The organism is Streptomyces sp. NPDC019937 (assembly GCF_040631655.1).
Classification (GTDB): Bacteria; Actinomycetota; Actinomycetes; order Streptomycetales; family Streptomycetaceae; genus Streptomyces.
In genome coordinates this window covers 24683-37114 of sequence record NZ_JBEYAL010000033.1, presented here as the reverse complement: position 1 = coordinate 37114, position 12432 = coordinate 24683, and the positions used below count along the sequence as shown (strand labels likewise).

Annotated in this window: 11 protein-coding genes and 1 pseudogene; 3 read left to right on the top strand and 9 right to left on the bottom strand. The window is 72.3% G+C overall.

What is annotated here, in order from left to right; all coding sequences use genetic code 11:
• Positions 1 to 48 precede the first annotated feature (48 nt).
• Positions 49 to 1029, bottom strand: coding sequence for a Ku protein (locus tag ABZ562_RS29320; RefSeq protein WP_361485254.1), 981 nt, complete (start codon positions 1027 to 1029; stop codon positions 49 to 51).
• A 30-nt stretch (positions 1030 to 1059) separates the two neighbouring features.
• On the opposite strand from ABZ562_RS29320, the gene ligD reads away from it, so the two are divergent.
• Both ligD and ABZ562_RS29310 read left to right on the top strand, forming a co-directional pair.
• Positions 1060 to 1956 carry a non-homologous end-joining DNA ligase gene (gene ligD, locus ABZ562_RS29315; protein WP_361485252.1) on the top strand — a complete coding sequence of 299 codons (897 nt, stop codon included), beginning with the start codon at positions 1060 to 1062 and terminating at the stop codon, positions 1954 to 1956.
• Positions 1953 to 2876: an ATP-dependent DNA ligase gene (locus ABZ562_RS29310; protein ID WP_361485250.1), complete on the top strand. Its 924-nt coding sequence runs from the start codon at positions 1953 to 1955 to the stop codon at positions 2874 to 2876. The genes ligD and ABZ562_RS29310 overlap by 4 nt, the downstream gene beginning before the upstream one ends.
• Before the next feature lie 431 nt (positions 2877 to 3307).
• Here ABZ562_RS29310 and ABZ562_RS29305 read toward each other — a convergent pair whose 3' ends face one another.
• The 3 genes from ABZ562_RS29305 to ABZ562_RS29295 all read right to left on the bottom strand — a co-directional run bounded on the left by ABZ562_RS29305 (position 3308) and on the right by ABZ562_RS29295 (position 6129).
• A complete protein-coding gene (locus ABZ562_RS29305; RefSeq protein ID WP_361485359.1) occupies positions 3308 to 4225 on the bottom strand; it encodes a pyridoxal-phosphate dependent enzyme in 918 nt (305 codons plus the stop codon).
• Positions 4226 to 4273: 48 nt separating this feature from the next.
• Positions 4274 to 5080 carry an SDR family NAD(P)-dependent oxidoreductase gene (locus ABZ562_RS29300; protein ID WP_361485248.1) on the bottom strand — a complete coding sequence of 269 codons (807 nt, stop codon included), beginning with the start codon at positions 5078 to 5080 and terminating at the stop codon, positions 4274 to 4276.
• 194 nt (positions 5081 to 5274) lie between these two features.
• Entirely contained in the window at positions 5275 to 6129 is an 855-nt protein-coding gene (locus ABZ562_RS29295; RefSeq protein WP_361485246.1) for an oxidoreductase, read from the bottom strand.
• Between the two features lie 284 nt (positions 6130 to 6413).
• Between ABZ562_RS29295 and ABZ562_RS29290 the strand changes: the two genes are divergently transcribed.
• Positions 6414 to 7286 (top strand): helix-turn-helix transcriptional regulator, encoded by an 873-nt coding sequence (locus ABZ562_RS29290; RefSeq protein ID WP_361485244.1) that lies wholly within the window; start codon positions 6414 to 6416, stop codon positions 7284 to 7286.
• 93 nt (positions 7287 to 7379) lie between these two features.
• Here ABZ562_RS29290 and ABZ562_RS29285 read toward each other — a convergent pair whose 3' ends face one another.
• The 5 genes and pseudogenes from ABZ562_RS29285 to ABZ562_RS29265 all read right to left on the bottom strand — a co-directional run bounded on the left by ABZ562_RS29285 (position 7380) and on the right by ABZ562_RS29265 (position 12142).
• Entirely contained in the window at positions 7380 to 7853 is a 474-nt protein-coding gene (locus ABZ562_RS29285) for a thioesterase family protein (RefSeq protein WP_361485242.1), read from the bottom strand.
• Complete coding sequence (locus ABZ562_RS29280; RefSeq protein ID WP_361485240.1) at positions 7850 to 8827, bottom strand: 3-hydroxyacyl-CoA dehydrogenase NAD-binding domain-containing protein; 978 nt, start codon at positions 8825 to 8827, stop codon at positions 7850 to 7852. Before ABZ562_RS29280 ends, ABZ562_RS29285 begins: the two co-directional genes overlap by 4 nt.
• 46 nt (positions 8828 to 8873) lie before the next feature.
• Positions 8874 to 9761, bottom strand: coding sequence for a 3-keto-5-aminohexanoate cleavage protein (locus tag ABZ562_RS29275; RefSeq protein WP_361485357.1), 888 nt, complete (start codon positions 9759 to 9761; stop codon positions 8874 to 8876).
• Between the two features lie 39 nt (positions 9762 to 9800).
• Entirely contained in the window at positions 9801 to 10694 is an 894-nt protein-coding gene (locus ABZ562_RS29270) for a TetR/AcrR family transcriptional regulator (RefSeq protein WP_361485238.1), read from the bottom strand.
• A gap of 177 nt (positions 10695 to 10871) precedes the next feature.
• Positions 10872 to 12142 (bottom strand): annotated as a pseudogene (locus ABZ562_RS29265) (transposase).
• Positions 12143 to 12432 lie beyond the last annotated feature (290 nt).

Genomic DNA, 12432 nt, shown 5'->3' with positions numbered 1-12432 from the left:
GTGCGGGGCCTCCGGGGCAGGGCCCTGGACCGTATCCCGCACCCCGCGTCAGGCGCCGCGCTTGCCGGGCTGCTTCTTGGCCGCCGCCTTCTTCGGCGTCTGCTTCTTGGCCGCGGTCTTCTTGGCCGCGGCCTTCTTCGCGGCCGTCTTCTTCTCGGGCGCCTTCTTCTTGGCGGGGGCCTTCTTGCGGCCGGTCAGTTCGGTGACCGTCGCCTTCTCCTCGGCAGCCTCCGCCTCCTCGGCCGATTCGCCGCGGGCCTCCTTCGCGCTGCGGACGCTGTCCTTCAGCGCGGCCATCAGGTCCACGACCTGGGCCCCGGCCGGGCGCTCGCCCGGTTCGGCGGTGGGGGTGGCGCCGGAGACCTTCGCCGCCACCAGGGACTCCAGGGCCTCGTGGTACTCGTCGCGCAGTTCGCTCAGGTTCACCTCGCCGAGCGTGGCCATCAGGGTGTCGGCGAGGTCCAGCTCGGCCGGTTTCACCGTGACCTTCTCCCTGGGTGCCACGCCCGCGGGCTCGCGCACCTCGTCCGGCCACAGCAGCCGGTGCATGGCGATGGCGTCGCCGACGACGCGCAGCATGCCGAGCCGTTCCCGCCCGCGGTGGGCGTACTTGGTGATGGCGACCTTCTCGCTGCGCTTGAGGGCCTCGCGGAGCAGGGCGTACGGCTTGGCGGCGGCGGTGCCGTTGGCGCCGAGGTAGTAGGCGTCGCCCATCTGCAGCGGATCGATGTCCGAGGCGTTCACGAACGCCTCGATCTCCAGGGCGCGGGTGGTCGGCAGCGGAAGGGCGGCCAGGTCCTCGTCGGTGATCGGGATCAGGGCACCGTCGGCATCCTCGTACGCCTTGCCGATCTCCTCCGAGTCGACCTGCTTGTCCTCCAGCTCGCAGACCTTGCGATAGCGGATGCGGCCGCCGTCGGCGGTGTGGATCTGCCGGAAGGACACCGAGTGGTCCTCGGTCGCCGGATACATCTTGATCGGGATGCTCACCAGGCCGAACGAAATGTTCCCATTCCAGATAGATCGCATGCTTGATCCCTTTCGTGAGATTCTTATCGTATGTCCCCGATCACGGAGGTGGAGGGGCGACGGATCGCGCTCAGGAACCTCGACAAGGTCATCCATCCGGCCACCGGCACCACCAAGGGCGAGCTGCTGCACTATCTGGCGTCCGCCGCCGCCCCGATGCTCGGACATCTGCGGGGGCGCCCCCTCGCGTTCCTGCGCTATCCGGACGGCCCGGACGGACAGACGTTCTTCACCAAGAACCCGCCTCCCGGCACCCCCTCCTGGGTCACGACCGCCGAGGTCAGCCGGCATGAGGGGGAGACGGCGCGCCAGGTGCTGGTGCAGGACCTGGCCTCGCTGATGTGGGCGGCGAACCTGGTGGTCGAGTTCCACGCACCCATGTGGCGGATCGACGCGGGAACGGGCATCGCCGACCGGCTGGTGTTCGACCTCGACCCCGGCCCGCCCGCCACGATCGTGGACTGCTGCGCCGTCGCCGTATGGCTGCGGGAGCGGCTGGCCGCTGACGGGCTGGCCGCGTACGCCAAGACCAGCGGCTCCAAGGGACTGCATCTGCTGACCCCGCTGGAACCGGCGCCGTCCCGGCAGGTCACCCACTACGCCCGGCGGCTCGCGGCGGAGGCCTCGGCGGCGCTGCCGGGGCTGGCCATCCAGAAGATGACGCGCTCCCTGCGGCCCGGCAAGGTGTTCGTCGACTTCAGCCAGAACGCCGCCGCCAAGACCACCGCCGCCCCCTACACGCCCCGCGCCCGGCGGGAGCCGACCGTCTCCACGCCCGTGACCTGGGACGAGGTGGAGGCGTGCGACGGCCCCGGGCGGCTGGTCTTCCGGATCGACGATGTCCCCGCCCGCCTCGACCGCCACGGCGATCTGCTCGCCCCGCTCCTCGACCCGGCACGGGCCCACCCGTTGCCCGCCACGGCATGACCGCCCTGCTGCCACCCGTGCCGGTGGCGCTGGCCCGGCCCGTTCCGACCCTGCCGGTCGCCGCGCCGGGGCGGCAGCTCGCCTACGAGCCGAAGTTCGACGGCCACCGGCTGCTGATCTTCCGGCTGGCGGAGGAGGTGCGGATGCAGGCCCGCTCCGGCCGCATCGTCACCCGCGCCTTCCCCGACCTGGCGGCCGCCGCCCTGCGGCTCCCGGTGGGCACCGTGCTCGACGGGGAGGTGGTGGTGTGGGTCGGGCGCCACACCGACTTCGCCGCCGTCCAGAAGCGCGCCACTGCCGCGTCCGAGGCCCGCGCCGCGCGGCTCGCCCGCGAACTCCCCGCGTCCTACGCCGCGTTCGATCTCCTCGCGAGCGGCCCGGACGATCTGCGGCCGCGGCCGTACGCCGAACGCCGCGCCCGCCTCGTCGCGCTCCTCGAACCGCACGGTCCGCCCCTGCAGGCCGTCCCGATGACGATGGCCCCGGAGCTGGCCGCCACCTGGTACGAGGCGTTTCCGGCCATCGGCGTCGAGGGGCTGGTCATCAAGAGCCCCGACCAGCCCTACCGGCCCGGACGGCACTGGCGGAAGCTGCGGCACTCGGAGACCCGGGACGCCGTGGTCGTCGGCGTGGTCGGCCCCCGGTTCCGCCCCCGCGCCCTGGCCCTCGTCCTGCCGGGCGACGACACCCCCGTCGTCTCCGGCCCCCTCTCCCCGGCGGTCCGGGCCCAGCTGGCCCCGGCCCTGCGGGACCTGCCACCGGTGGAATCCCCGTCCCCGGACCCGCCCACGGCGATCGACACGGTCGGCGCGTGGATCGCCTACCAGCCGATCGCGCCGGACCTGACGGTGGAGGTGCGCCAGGAGAGCACGGTCCGCCACGCGGCGACGTCGGTCATCCGGCTACGGGCCCGTGAGTGACCCCGCGCCGCACTCCCGACTCCCGATGCGGGGTGACCCTGCGCCCTCGTCTCCCGTGCGGGGCCGCGCGCCTGTCCGCCCCGCCCCGGTCCCGCGCCGCGCCGCGCTCCCCGCGCCGGGCGTGCTCTGGGGCGCGAGGCCCGGCCCCGTCCGCCGGGCGGACGCGCGTCCTCGTCTCCCGTGCGGGCCGCGCTCTTGTCCGGCCTCCCGCCCCGCGCCGGGCGCGCCCTGAGGCGCGAGGCCCGGTCCCGCGCCGCGTCCCCGGCTCCGTGCCGGGCGTGCCCGACGCGCGAGGCCCAACCCTGCCCGCCGGGCGAGCGTCACACCGCGCCGCCCACGGCGCGCGTCGTCGGGGTCCGGGGCGGAGCCCCGGTGGGGGCCGGGGGCGGAGCCGCCGGATTCGGGAAGGGGCAGGGTGGGGGACAAGCCCCCTACCCCGCACCCGCAGGGTCCGGCGGCCCGGTGACCACCGCCGTCACCCGGCCACCCCGCGGCAGCGCCCCGGCCTCCGCCAGCCCGTACAGCCCCCACAGCGTCTTCGCCACGTACCGCCGCTCCACCCGCACCCCGTGCCGCTCCTCGAACCCCGCCGCGAACGCCTCCAGCTCGGCCGGGACCCGCCCGTACCCGCCCCCGTGCCAGCCGTGCTCGATGCGCCAATCGCCGAACTCCCGCCCCCACCCGAGCCGGTGCAGCTCCGCCACCTCGCCCTCCAGATACCCGGCCGCCCCCTTCAGCACGGCGAACCCCACCGCCCGCGCCCCCTCCGGCAGGGCGGCGGCGATCCCGGCCAGCGTGCCGCCGGTGCCGACCGCACAGCACACGATGTCGCGCGCGCCCAGACCGGGCATCTCCGCGACCAGCTCGGCCGCCCCGCGCGCGGCGAGGGCGTTCGTACCGCCCTCCGGCAGGACGTAAGCGCGCCCCCACCGCGCCTCCAGCTCCCGCAGCGTCCCCGGGTCGTCCAGGGAACGCAGCGTCTCCCGGTACCCGGACCGGTCGAGGAAGGACAGCCGCATGCCGTACGACTCGGCGAGCGCGAGCGACCAGTTGCGCGGCGCGTCCGCCAGCTCCTCGCCCCGGATGATCCCCACCGTCGACATCCCCCGCGCGGCCCCGGCGGCGGCGACGGCGCGGATGTGGTTGGAGTACGCCCCGCCGAAGGTGAGCAGCCGCGTATGCCCCTGCTCGGCGGCGGCCCGCAGATTGGGCGTGAGCTTGCGCCACTTGTTGCCGGGGACGGTGGGGTGGATGAGGTCGTCCCGCTTCAGCCGCAGCTCCAGCCCCGCACGCTCCATGACCGGATCGACGAGCGGGGTCAGCGGCGAGGGAAGGGCGGCGGGAGGCATCACGACGGAAGTCTAGAAACCCGAGAGGAAGCGGAGTACCCGGCTCACCTACCGCCGAGGCCGCGGCTTGGCCTTCGTGGCGTGGCGGGCGGCCTTGTAGGTCTCGGGGAGGAAGCGGTGCTCGATGGCGGTGCGCTTGGTGGCGGCATCGCCCCCGACGACCTCGGCGCGTCCGTTCATCAGGGCGAGGAAGCCCTGGCGGGCGACTTCCTTGCGGCTGTTCTTCTTCATGCCGGGGCCGAAGGCGGTGTTGTTCATGCCCGCGCGGGCGTGGAAGTCGCTGTCGGTGGCGCCGGGCATGAGGCAGGTGACGGTGACACCGTGTTCCTTGAGTTCCTCGCGCAGTCCGAGGGCGAACATGCGGGTGAAGGCGCGGGAGGGCCCGTACACGGTCTCGTAGGGGGTGGGCAGGGTCGCCGACAGCGACGAGGTGATCAGGATGCGGCCGCGGCCGTTGCCGGCCATGTGCCGGGCGACGTGCTTGGCCAGGTGGACGACGGACGCCACGTTCAGCTGGATGAGGGAGAGTTCGTCGTCGAGGTCGGTGTCGAGGAAGGCGCCGCCGATGCTGCGGCCGGCGTTGAGGACCGCGGTGTCGAGCGGCCGTCCTGTCTCTTCCACCGCCCGCCACACGGCCTCGACGCCTTCGCTCAGGGAGAGGTCGGCGCGCACGGGGGTGACGTGGACGCCGTGCCGTGCGAGGTCGGCCGCTGCCTGGTCGGTGTGTTCGCCGCGGCCGGTGGCGATCAGGTCGAAGCCGTTGACGGCGAACAGCTTCGCGAGTTCGTAGCCGATGCCCGCGGAAGCCCCGGTCACCAGGGCGAGCGGGCGGTGGGAGGAGGCGGTGCTGCTCATGAGGGGTGCTCCGGTTCCGTGTGCTGGTGGTCGTCCGGTTCGGTTCGGCTCTCGGCCCGGTTCGGTTCGGCTTTCGTGCGGTGCGCGGTTTCGGCTTTCGTGCGGGGCGCCGGGCGGGCGGACCAACCGCCGCGGCGCGCCGGCCGGCGACAGGCCGTACGGCGTCGTCACCGGCCGGCGCGCCCGAGCCGAGGTCAGGCGGCGGGGGCGTCGAAGTCGGCCGACTTCGTCAGTGCCTCGTTCGCGCGGATCTCGGCGAGCATCGACTCCAGCTGCTCGATCGCCATGCTGTACGCCGGGGCGCCCAGCAGCAGGCGCTGGGGGTGGGTGTCGGCGGCGAGGGCGGTGATGATCGCCCGGGCGGCGGCATGGGGGTCGCCGGGCTCCTTGCCGGTGTCCGCGCGGAACGCGGCACGCTGCGCGCCGACCGTGTCGGCGTAGTCGGCGATCTCCCGCTCGGGCAGCGTCTCGTTGGCGGACCGGCCGGCCCAGTCGGTGCGGAAGGGGCCGGGCTCGACGAGCAGCGTGGTGATGCCCAGCGGGGCGACCTCCTGGCGCAGGGCGTCGGTCAGGCCCTCGACGGCGAACTTGGTGGCGGCGTAGTAGCCGACGGCCGGGAAGGCGCGGAGCCCTCCGATGGAGGAGAAGTTCACGATCGTCCCCGAGCGGCGTGCGCGCATGCCGGGCAGGGCGGCGCGGATGACGTCGGACAGGCCGAAGACGTTGATGTCGAAGATCCGGCGGATCTCTTCGTCGGTGCTCTCCTCCACGGCGGCGAAGTAGCCGATGCCGGCGTTGTTGACCAGCACGTCGATGCCGTCGAAGTGCTTCTCGGCGGCCTCGACGGCCTCCCTGACCTGTGTGGCGTCGGTGACGTCGAGGGGCAGGGCGAGCGCCTGGCCGTTGCCCTCGACGAGATCCTGGACCTGAGCGACGTCACGGGCGGTGACGACCGCCCGGTGGCCGGCGGCGAGGACCTCCTGGGCCAGGGCCCGGCCGAAGCCGGTCGAGCAGCCGGTGATGAACCAGACCTTCTGCTGAAAAGCCACGATGTGGATCTCCCTGAGAACGGGCGCACCCCTCCCACCGCGATCACAACGGGTGACGGCGACGGGGGTGCGATGTACGGGGTGAGGCGGCGCCCCCCCGGCCGGTGCCACGCACACGGCAGGCGGGCCGCGGACCTTCGAAGGCCGCTGCGATGGCCGCCGCACCATTCATGCACGCCGAAAAGCCGCAGGCCAAGCCACCAGCGGGGGCCACTGCTGCCGGGGAAAAACCTTCCCCCCCACGCCAGTGGAACCCCTCCGCGAGCCGGGGAACACTGGAGGCCATGGCGAACAATGCCGAGGAGATCAAGAAGTTCCTGCGCACCCGGCGTGACGCGGTCCGCCCCTCCCAGGTCGGCCTGGCGAACTACCCGGGCCGGCGAGTGCCCGGCCTGCGCCGCGAAGAGGTCGCGCAGCTCGCCGGGGTCAGCGTGGACTACTACACCCGCCTGGAGCAGGGACGGCTCACCAGCGCCTCCGAAGGCGTCATCCTCTCCATCGCCGAGGCCCTGCGGCTCACCCAGGCCGAGACCCAGTACCTGCGCGACCTGCTGCGCCCCCAGCCCCGCCGCGGCGCCGAGCAGGCACCGCCCCAGCAGGTGCGGCCCGATCTGCTGCGCATGCTGAACGGCCTGCACGACCAGCCCGCCTTCGTCCTCGGCCGCCGCAACGAGGTCCTGGCCTCCAACGACCTGCTCGACGCGCTGCTCACCCCCTTCAACCACCGCCCGCCCGGTGAACGCAACCTGCTGCGCTGGATGCTCCTCGACCCCGCCGCCCGCTCCCTCTACCTCGACTGGGCGCAGGTCACCTCCGAGGTCGTCGGCGTGCTGCGCGCCGAGGCCGGCCGCAACCCCCACGACCCGCGGATCGCCGCATTCGTCGCCGAGCTGCGCTCGGTTTCCCCCGAGTTCCGCACCTGGTGGGCCGAGCGGACCGTCGTCGAACGCACCTGGGGCACCAAACGGTTCGACCACCCCGTCGTCGGCCGCCTCGACATCACCTACGAAGCCCTTTCCCTGCCCGGCGACCCCGACCAGATCCTCTTCGTCTACGCCGGCAAGACCGACGACGACCTCGAAAAGCTGCGCATCCTCGCCAGCTGGTACGCCCGGTCCAGCCCCGTCGGCAAGGACACGGCCCGGCCGCCTGCCTGAGCTGCCCAGGCCCGCGCGCGACGGCCTGAACGCGTCGAGGGGGTCACCGGGCCGTGCGGCCCGCTGACCCCCTCGTCTCTGCGTGCGCCGCGCCTAGGCGGCCGCCGGCACCGGGCCGATGGAGCGGCCCGCCCACTTGGGCGCCTCTTCGATCAGGGAGGTGAGCCGCTCGCGGATCTCCTCGGGGAAGGGCGCCGCGTGGCCCTCCTTCTGGTCGATGTGGAGGGCGAGCAGTTCGGTGGTGGCCACCGGCTCGCCGCCCTCCGGCTCGCCCACGTACATCTCGTGGGAGAACCGCACCTTCTTCTCGTCCACACCCAGCACCCGGGTGCGGATGGTCAGCTCGGCGCCTTCCTCGACTTCGTGGAGATAGCGCAGATGCGTCTCGACGGTGTAGAGGGAGCAGCCGGTCTTCACCCGGTATCCGGAGTCGAGACCGGTCTCGACCATCATCTCGTCCGTGCTGTGTCCGAAGACGAGGACGTAGAACGCCTCGCTCATATGACCGTTGTAGTCGATCCATTCCGGTCGGACGGTCTGGTGGTAGTGGGGGAGCTGGTCGCTCACTTGTCGCCTCCCTCGTTGCGCTGCTCGGGCAACCGGCCGGTCGCCCGCAGGACGTTGATCACGCCCTGGTCCCTTTCCGCGACGAGCTGGGCGATACTCCGCCCGGCCGCCGCCTCGTCACATCCGTCGACCATGGCCGTACGCAACGAGTCGTCCAGCTCAGGGGCTTCGAGACGCGTCCATGGCGATTTCAGTGACGGTCCGAAGTGATCGAGCATATGCCCCATGCCGCCCTCGCCTCCCGCGAGGGCGAACGTCAGGCACGGGCCCATGAAGGCCCAGCGCAGACCGGGCCCTTCGGTGATGGAGTCGTCGATGTCCTTCACGGTGGCCTCACCGTTCGCGACCATGTGCAGGGCCTCGCGCCACAGCGCCTCCTGGAGGCGGTTGGCGATGAAGCCGGGCAGTTCGCGGTCCATCGTGATGACGGACTTGGCGGCCGCCGTGTAGAAGGCGGAGGCCCATTCCACGGCGGCCGGGTCGGTCTTCTCCCCGCCGACGACCTCGACCAGCGGGATCAGGTACGGCGGGTTGAACGGGTGGCCGACGAGGAGGCGGCCGGGGTCGGTGGCCTCGGTCTGCATGTCGGTCATCGGATAGCCGGAGGTGGAGGACGCGATGACGACGCCCGCCGGGGCCGCCGCGTCCAGCTGGGCCAGCAGGCTCCGCTTCAGCTCCAGCTTCTCGGGGGCGCTCTCCTGGACGAAGTCCGCTTCCGCGACGGCCTCTTCGAGGGTCGGGGCGAGGGTGAGGCGGTCCGGTGAGGCGCCCTCGGCGAGGCCGATCTGCTCCAGGGCGGGCCAGGCGGCGTCGACGAGGCGGCGCAGCTTCACCTCGGCGTCCGGCGCCGGGTCCCAGGCGGTGACGTCGTAGCCGCGGGCGAGGAAGTGGGCGACCCAGCCGCCGCCGATGACGCCCGCGCCGATACAGGCGACGCGGCGGACACGGTCGGGGGCGCAAGGGGGTGAGGGCATGGGGGTCCTAAGGAGGTGAGGAGGGGTGAGCGCGGGCCGGGAGGGGTTACGAGCGCGCCTTGAGGCCCAGGCGCCGCCGGGCCTCGTCGGGCGTGGCGACGGTGGCGCCCAGCAGCTCGGTGATCTGGACGGCGCGCTCGACCAGCTGGCCGTTGGTGGCCTTGACGCCCCGGCTGAGGTAGAGGTTGTCCTCAAGACCCACCCGTACGTTGCCGCCGAGCAGGATGGACTGGGCGACCCACGGCATCTGCGTGCGGCCCAGCGCGAAGCTGGCCCACTGCGCGCCCTCGGGCAGGATGTCGACCATGGCCTTGAGGACGCCGGGCTCGGCGGGGGCGCCCCACGGGATGCCCATGCACAGCTGGAAGACGGTCGGGTCGTCGAGCAGCCCCTCGGCCAGCAGCTGCTTGGCGAACCACAGCTGCCCGGTGTCGAAGATCTCCAGCTCCGGGCGGACGCCCAGCTCCTGGATGCGCTTGGCGCCGGCGCGCAGCATGTCGGGGGTGGAGACGTAGAGGTTGCTGCCGTCGCCGAAGTTGAGCGAGCCGCAGTCCAGGGTGCAGATGTCGGGGAGCAGGTCCTCGACGTGCGGGAGCCGGTCCAGGCCGCTGACCAGGTCGGTGCCGGGGAGGTGGGTGAGCGGTTCCTCGGGGTCGATGACCAGGTCGCCGCCCATGCCCGCGGTGAGGTTGATGACGACGTCGGTGCCGGTCTCCTTCACCCGCTCCACGACCTCGCGGTACAGCCGCGGATCGCGGGAGGGGGCGCCGGTCTCGGGGTCGCGTACGTGGATGTGGACCACGGCCGCCCCGGCCTCCGCGGCCTCGACGGCGGAGCGGGCTATCTGCTCGGGGGTGACGGGGACGTGGGGGCTGCGGCCCACGGTGTCACCGGCCCCGGTGAGGGCGCAGGTGATGATGACGCTGTCGTTCATGGGCATGGGCTTTCTCCGTCTTCTGCGACTGCTCCGTAGCTACGGGAACGGGGATGAACGGGTTTCGTCGGGACGGTGAGGGGGCTGTGCGGACAGCTCCGTGTCGACGTAGGCGAGGCAGGCGGCGCGCATGTGGTCCGCGCTCGTACCGCCCTCGCCGGGCGCGGTCGCGACGACCTGGGTGGCGAAGCCGTCGATCAGCGCGGTGAGCCGCAGGGCGCCGACCTCCGGGTCCACGTCGCGGAAGACGCCCTGGGCGATGCCGCGCCGGATCACCTCGGCGATCGTCCGCCGCCACTCCCGGTAGAACGCGGCGTGCAGCTGCCCGATGGCGGTCGAGCGCGCGGCCTCGGCCCACAGGTCCATCCACACCAGCCACTGGTGGCGCTGCTGGGTGCTGTCCGGGACCTGGAGGTCGATGAGCTGACGCAGCTCCTCCAGGGCGTCGTCGGCGTCCGCGAGGCGGGCGGCGCGGCGCATGGTGTCCTCGTCCATGCACCAGCGCACGGCGGCTTCCAGTAATTCGGCGCGGCCGGGGAAGTGGTAGTGGATGGCGGCGGTGCTGGTGTCGCAGGCGGCGGCGATGTCGGCGACGCGTACGGAGTGGAAGCCGTGCTCGGCGATGAGCCGGACCGTCTCGCGCACGATCTGGAGGGGCCGCCCGCCCTCGGGGGGTGAGGGGCGGGCGGCCGGTTCGGGGGCGCCGGCGGCGGGTTCGCCGGGGCCGGCGGTGCCGAGCAGCCACCCGGCGTCGACCCGGCCCGCGTCGGCGATGCGGGCCAGTTCGGCGACGGTGAAACGACGCGTGCCGCCGAGCGAGCGGGACAGCTTGGAGGGGTCCATCACCACACGCCGCGCGAACTCCCGCTGGCTGCAGCCCGCTTCGTCGATCACCTGACGGACGCGCGCCGCGACGTCGAACTCTTGCCGCATGGCCGACACGCTACGGAGGCGTTGAGATAAGCGCAATGGACGCGAGTGTGGTATGCCCCCTTCTGGCCCTCTATGCGGTGGAATTTCAGCCCCATGATGAGCTGGGGACTGACTCGTTGATCAGTAGAGATCGGTAAGAAACCAGCCACTCAGCTTGTTCTTTATGGTCTGACCTGGTCACGTTCGGCGATGGTCGCGGGTCGCCTGGCCGTTTTGCCCACGTCGTAGCGGGTGGCGGGGCGCCGGTTCTTCGAGCCGAGCGGCCTGCCGGGTCCGGGCCGGTTGGGTTTCGGCGCACGGGTCGGACAGGGCAGGTTCGGGCGGAGGTTCCTGAACCCCCGGCGGACCCCGGGCGGGGGTGAGCCGGCCGGGCTCGGCCGGCTTCTCCCAAGGGCGGCGGAGGTCCGCGGCCAGCGGCCGAGCGAGGCGGAGTTGGGTGGTCTGTTTGATCATCCGGAAAGTGTGCTCAAGGTCGAATCTGCGCAGGAACGCTTGCCAGCGCAGGTCGACGTCCTCTCCCGACAGACCGGTGGCCGACGTCCACAGCCAGACCGGGAGTGGATCGTGGCCGCCGGGTAGGCGGTCGACCTCCAACCGGATCAACGTGCCCTCGATGACGGGGAGTTCACCGGTGTGGTCGATCCACGCGGAACGGGTGGTCAGACGAGGATGGATGCGGTCCCATGCCATCGCACGAGCGGTGCCATAGCGGTCGCTGACCTGCACGGTCGCGGCATCGGGATCACTCCAGGTGTCGGGCTTGGCGAAGCGGAACTCCTTGCCGTGCTTCGGCGGGCGTCCGCCTTGTGACGGTGAGATCCACGGCACCGGGACCGGCTTGCGCATCACACGGTCCGTGCGCATGCGTCCGAGGACCTCCACCGGCAGTCCTTCCAGCAGATAGGCCATGCGGGGAGCGTCGTAGCCGGCGTCGAAGACGATCAGGATGTCCCGGTCGCCCGCCTTCCAACGGCCCATGTCGATGAGGTCCTCGACCACGCGGCGGACCTGGGCCGCGTGACCTCGGCGACGTCGTCGGCCGGCCCCAGCGGCGGCGCGTCCAGGATCTGGCACCACGAGCTCCGGCCCGACTCCAGAGCGGCGACGAACGAGTAGGGCCAGCCGGGCACGAACTGGTCCGACGAGCGTCCGCTGCGGCCGTAGACGTGGCAGAACAAGCGGTCCGGACTGGTCGGCGCGTCGGGCCGGAGCCAGTGGGTGACGTCCGCCGCCAGGACCAGGCGCCCGTCGGCGGCCTCGGGCTGCGGCAGCCCGGCCAACACCTGCCGCAGCCGCGGCACATCGACTTCCCCACGGTTCAGCGCGTCGTACATCGCGCCGTGCCCGCGCCGGTGCTCGGCCGTCAGCGTGAGGTCCACCGGCGTGGTCACCGGCCCGTCCGCACACAGCAACGCGTCAGTCAGCTCGAACAGTGTGTCCCCGCGCATGGGCAGGCAGCCGAAGAAGTCGTCCCGGAAGTGTGACGCCACCGCGAACGCTTCCCGCCGGACATCGTGGTGCAGCAGACCCATTCCCCCACGGCCTTCGTGCTGATCAAGTGCGTCTTTAGTCGGAGCACAGGAACAGACGGAGGCCGTGTTCACGCCCCCGGAATCCCCGTACGAGCGATCACGTTCGGGACATCGTTCGAGGTCAGACCATAAAGAACAAGCTGAGCCGCCATACCTAGTGCTGTGACCGGAAAGCTTCACCGGGTCGACAGCCGAAGCCATCGCCA

Coding starts and splice junctions, on each gene's coding strand:
- ABZ562_RS29320 (WP_361485254.1), bottom strand. CDS start 1,029: ATGCGATCTATCTGGAATGGGAACATTTCGTTCGGCCTGGTGAGCATC.
- ligD (WP_361485252.1), top strand. CDS start 1,060: ATGTCCCCGATCACGGAGGTGGAGGGGCGACGGATCGCGCTCAGGAAC.
- ABZ562_RS29310 (WP_361485250.1), top strand. CDS start 1,953: ATGACCGCCCTGCTGCCACCCGTGCCGGTGGCGCTGGCCCGGCCCGTT.
- ABZ562_RS29305 (WP_361485359.1), bottom strand. CDS start 4,225: ATGCCTCCCGCCGCCCTTCCCTCGCCGCTGACCCCGCTCGTCGATCCG.
- ABZ562_RS29300 (WP_361485248.1), bottom strand. CDS start 5,080: ATGAGCAGCACCGCCTCCTCCCACCGCCCGCTCGCCCTGGTGACCGGG.
- ABZ562_RS29290 (WP_361485244.1), top strand. CDS start 6,414: ATGGCGAACAATGCCGAGGAGATCAAGAAGTTCCTGCGCACCCGGCGT.
- ABZ562_RS29280 (WP_361485240.1), bottom strand. CDS start 8,827: ATGCCCTCACCCCCTTGCGCCCCCGACCGTGTCCGCCGCGTCGCCTGT.
- ABZ562_RS29275 (WP_361485357.1), bottom strand. CDS start 9,761: ATGAACGACAGCGTCATCATCACCTGCGCCCTCACCGGGGCCGGTGAC.
- ABZ562_RS29270 (WP_361485238.1), bottom strand. CDS start 10,694: ATGCGGCAAGAGTTCGACGTCGCGGCGCGCGTCCGTCAGGTGATCGAC.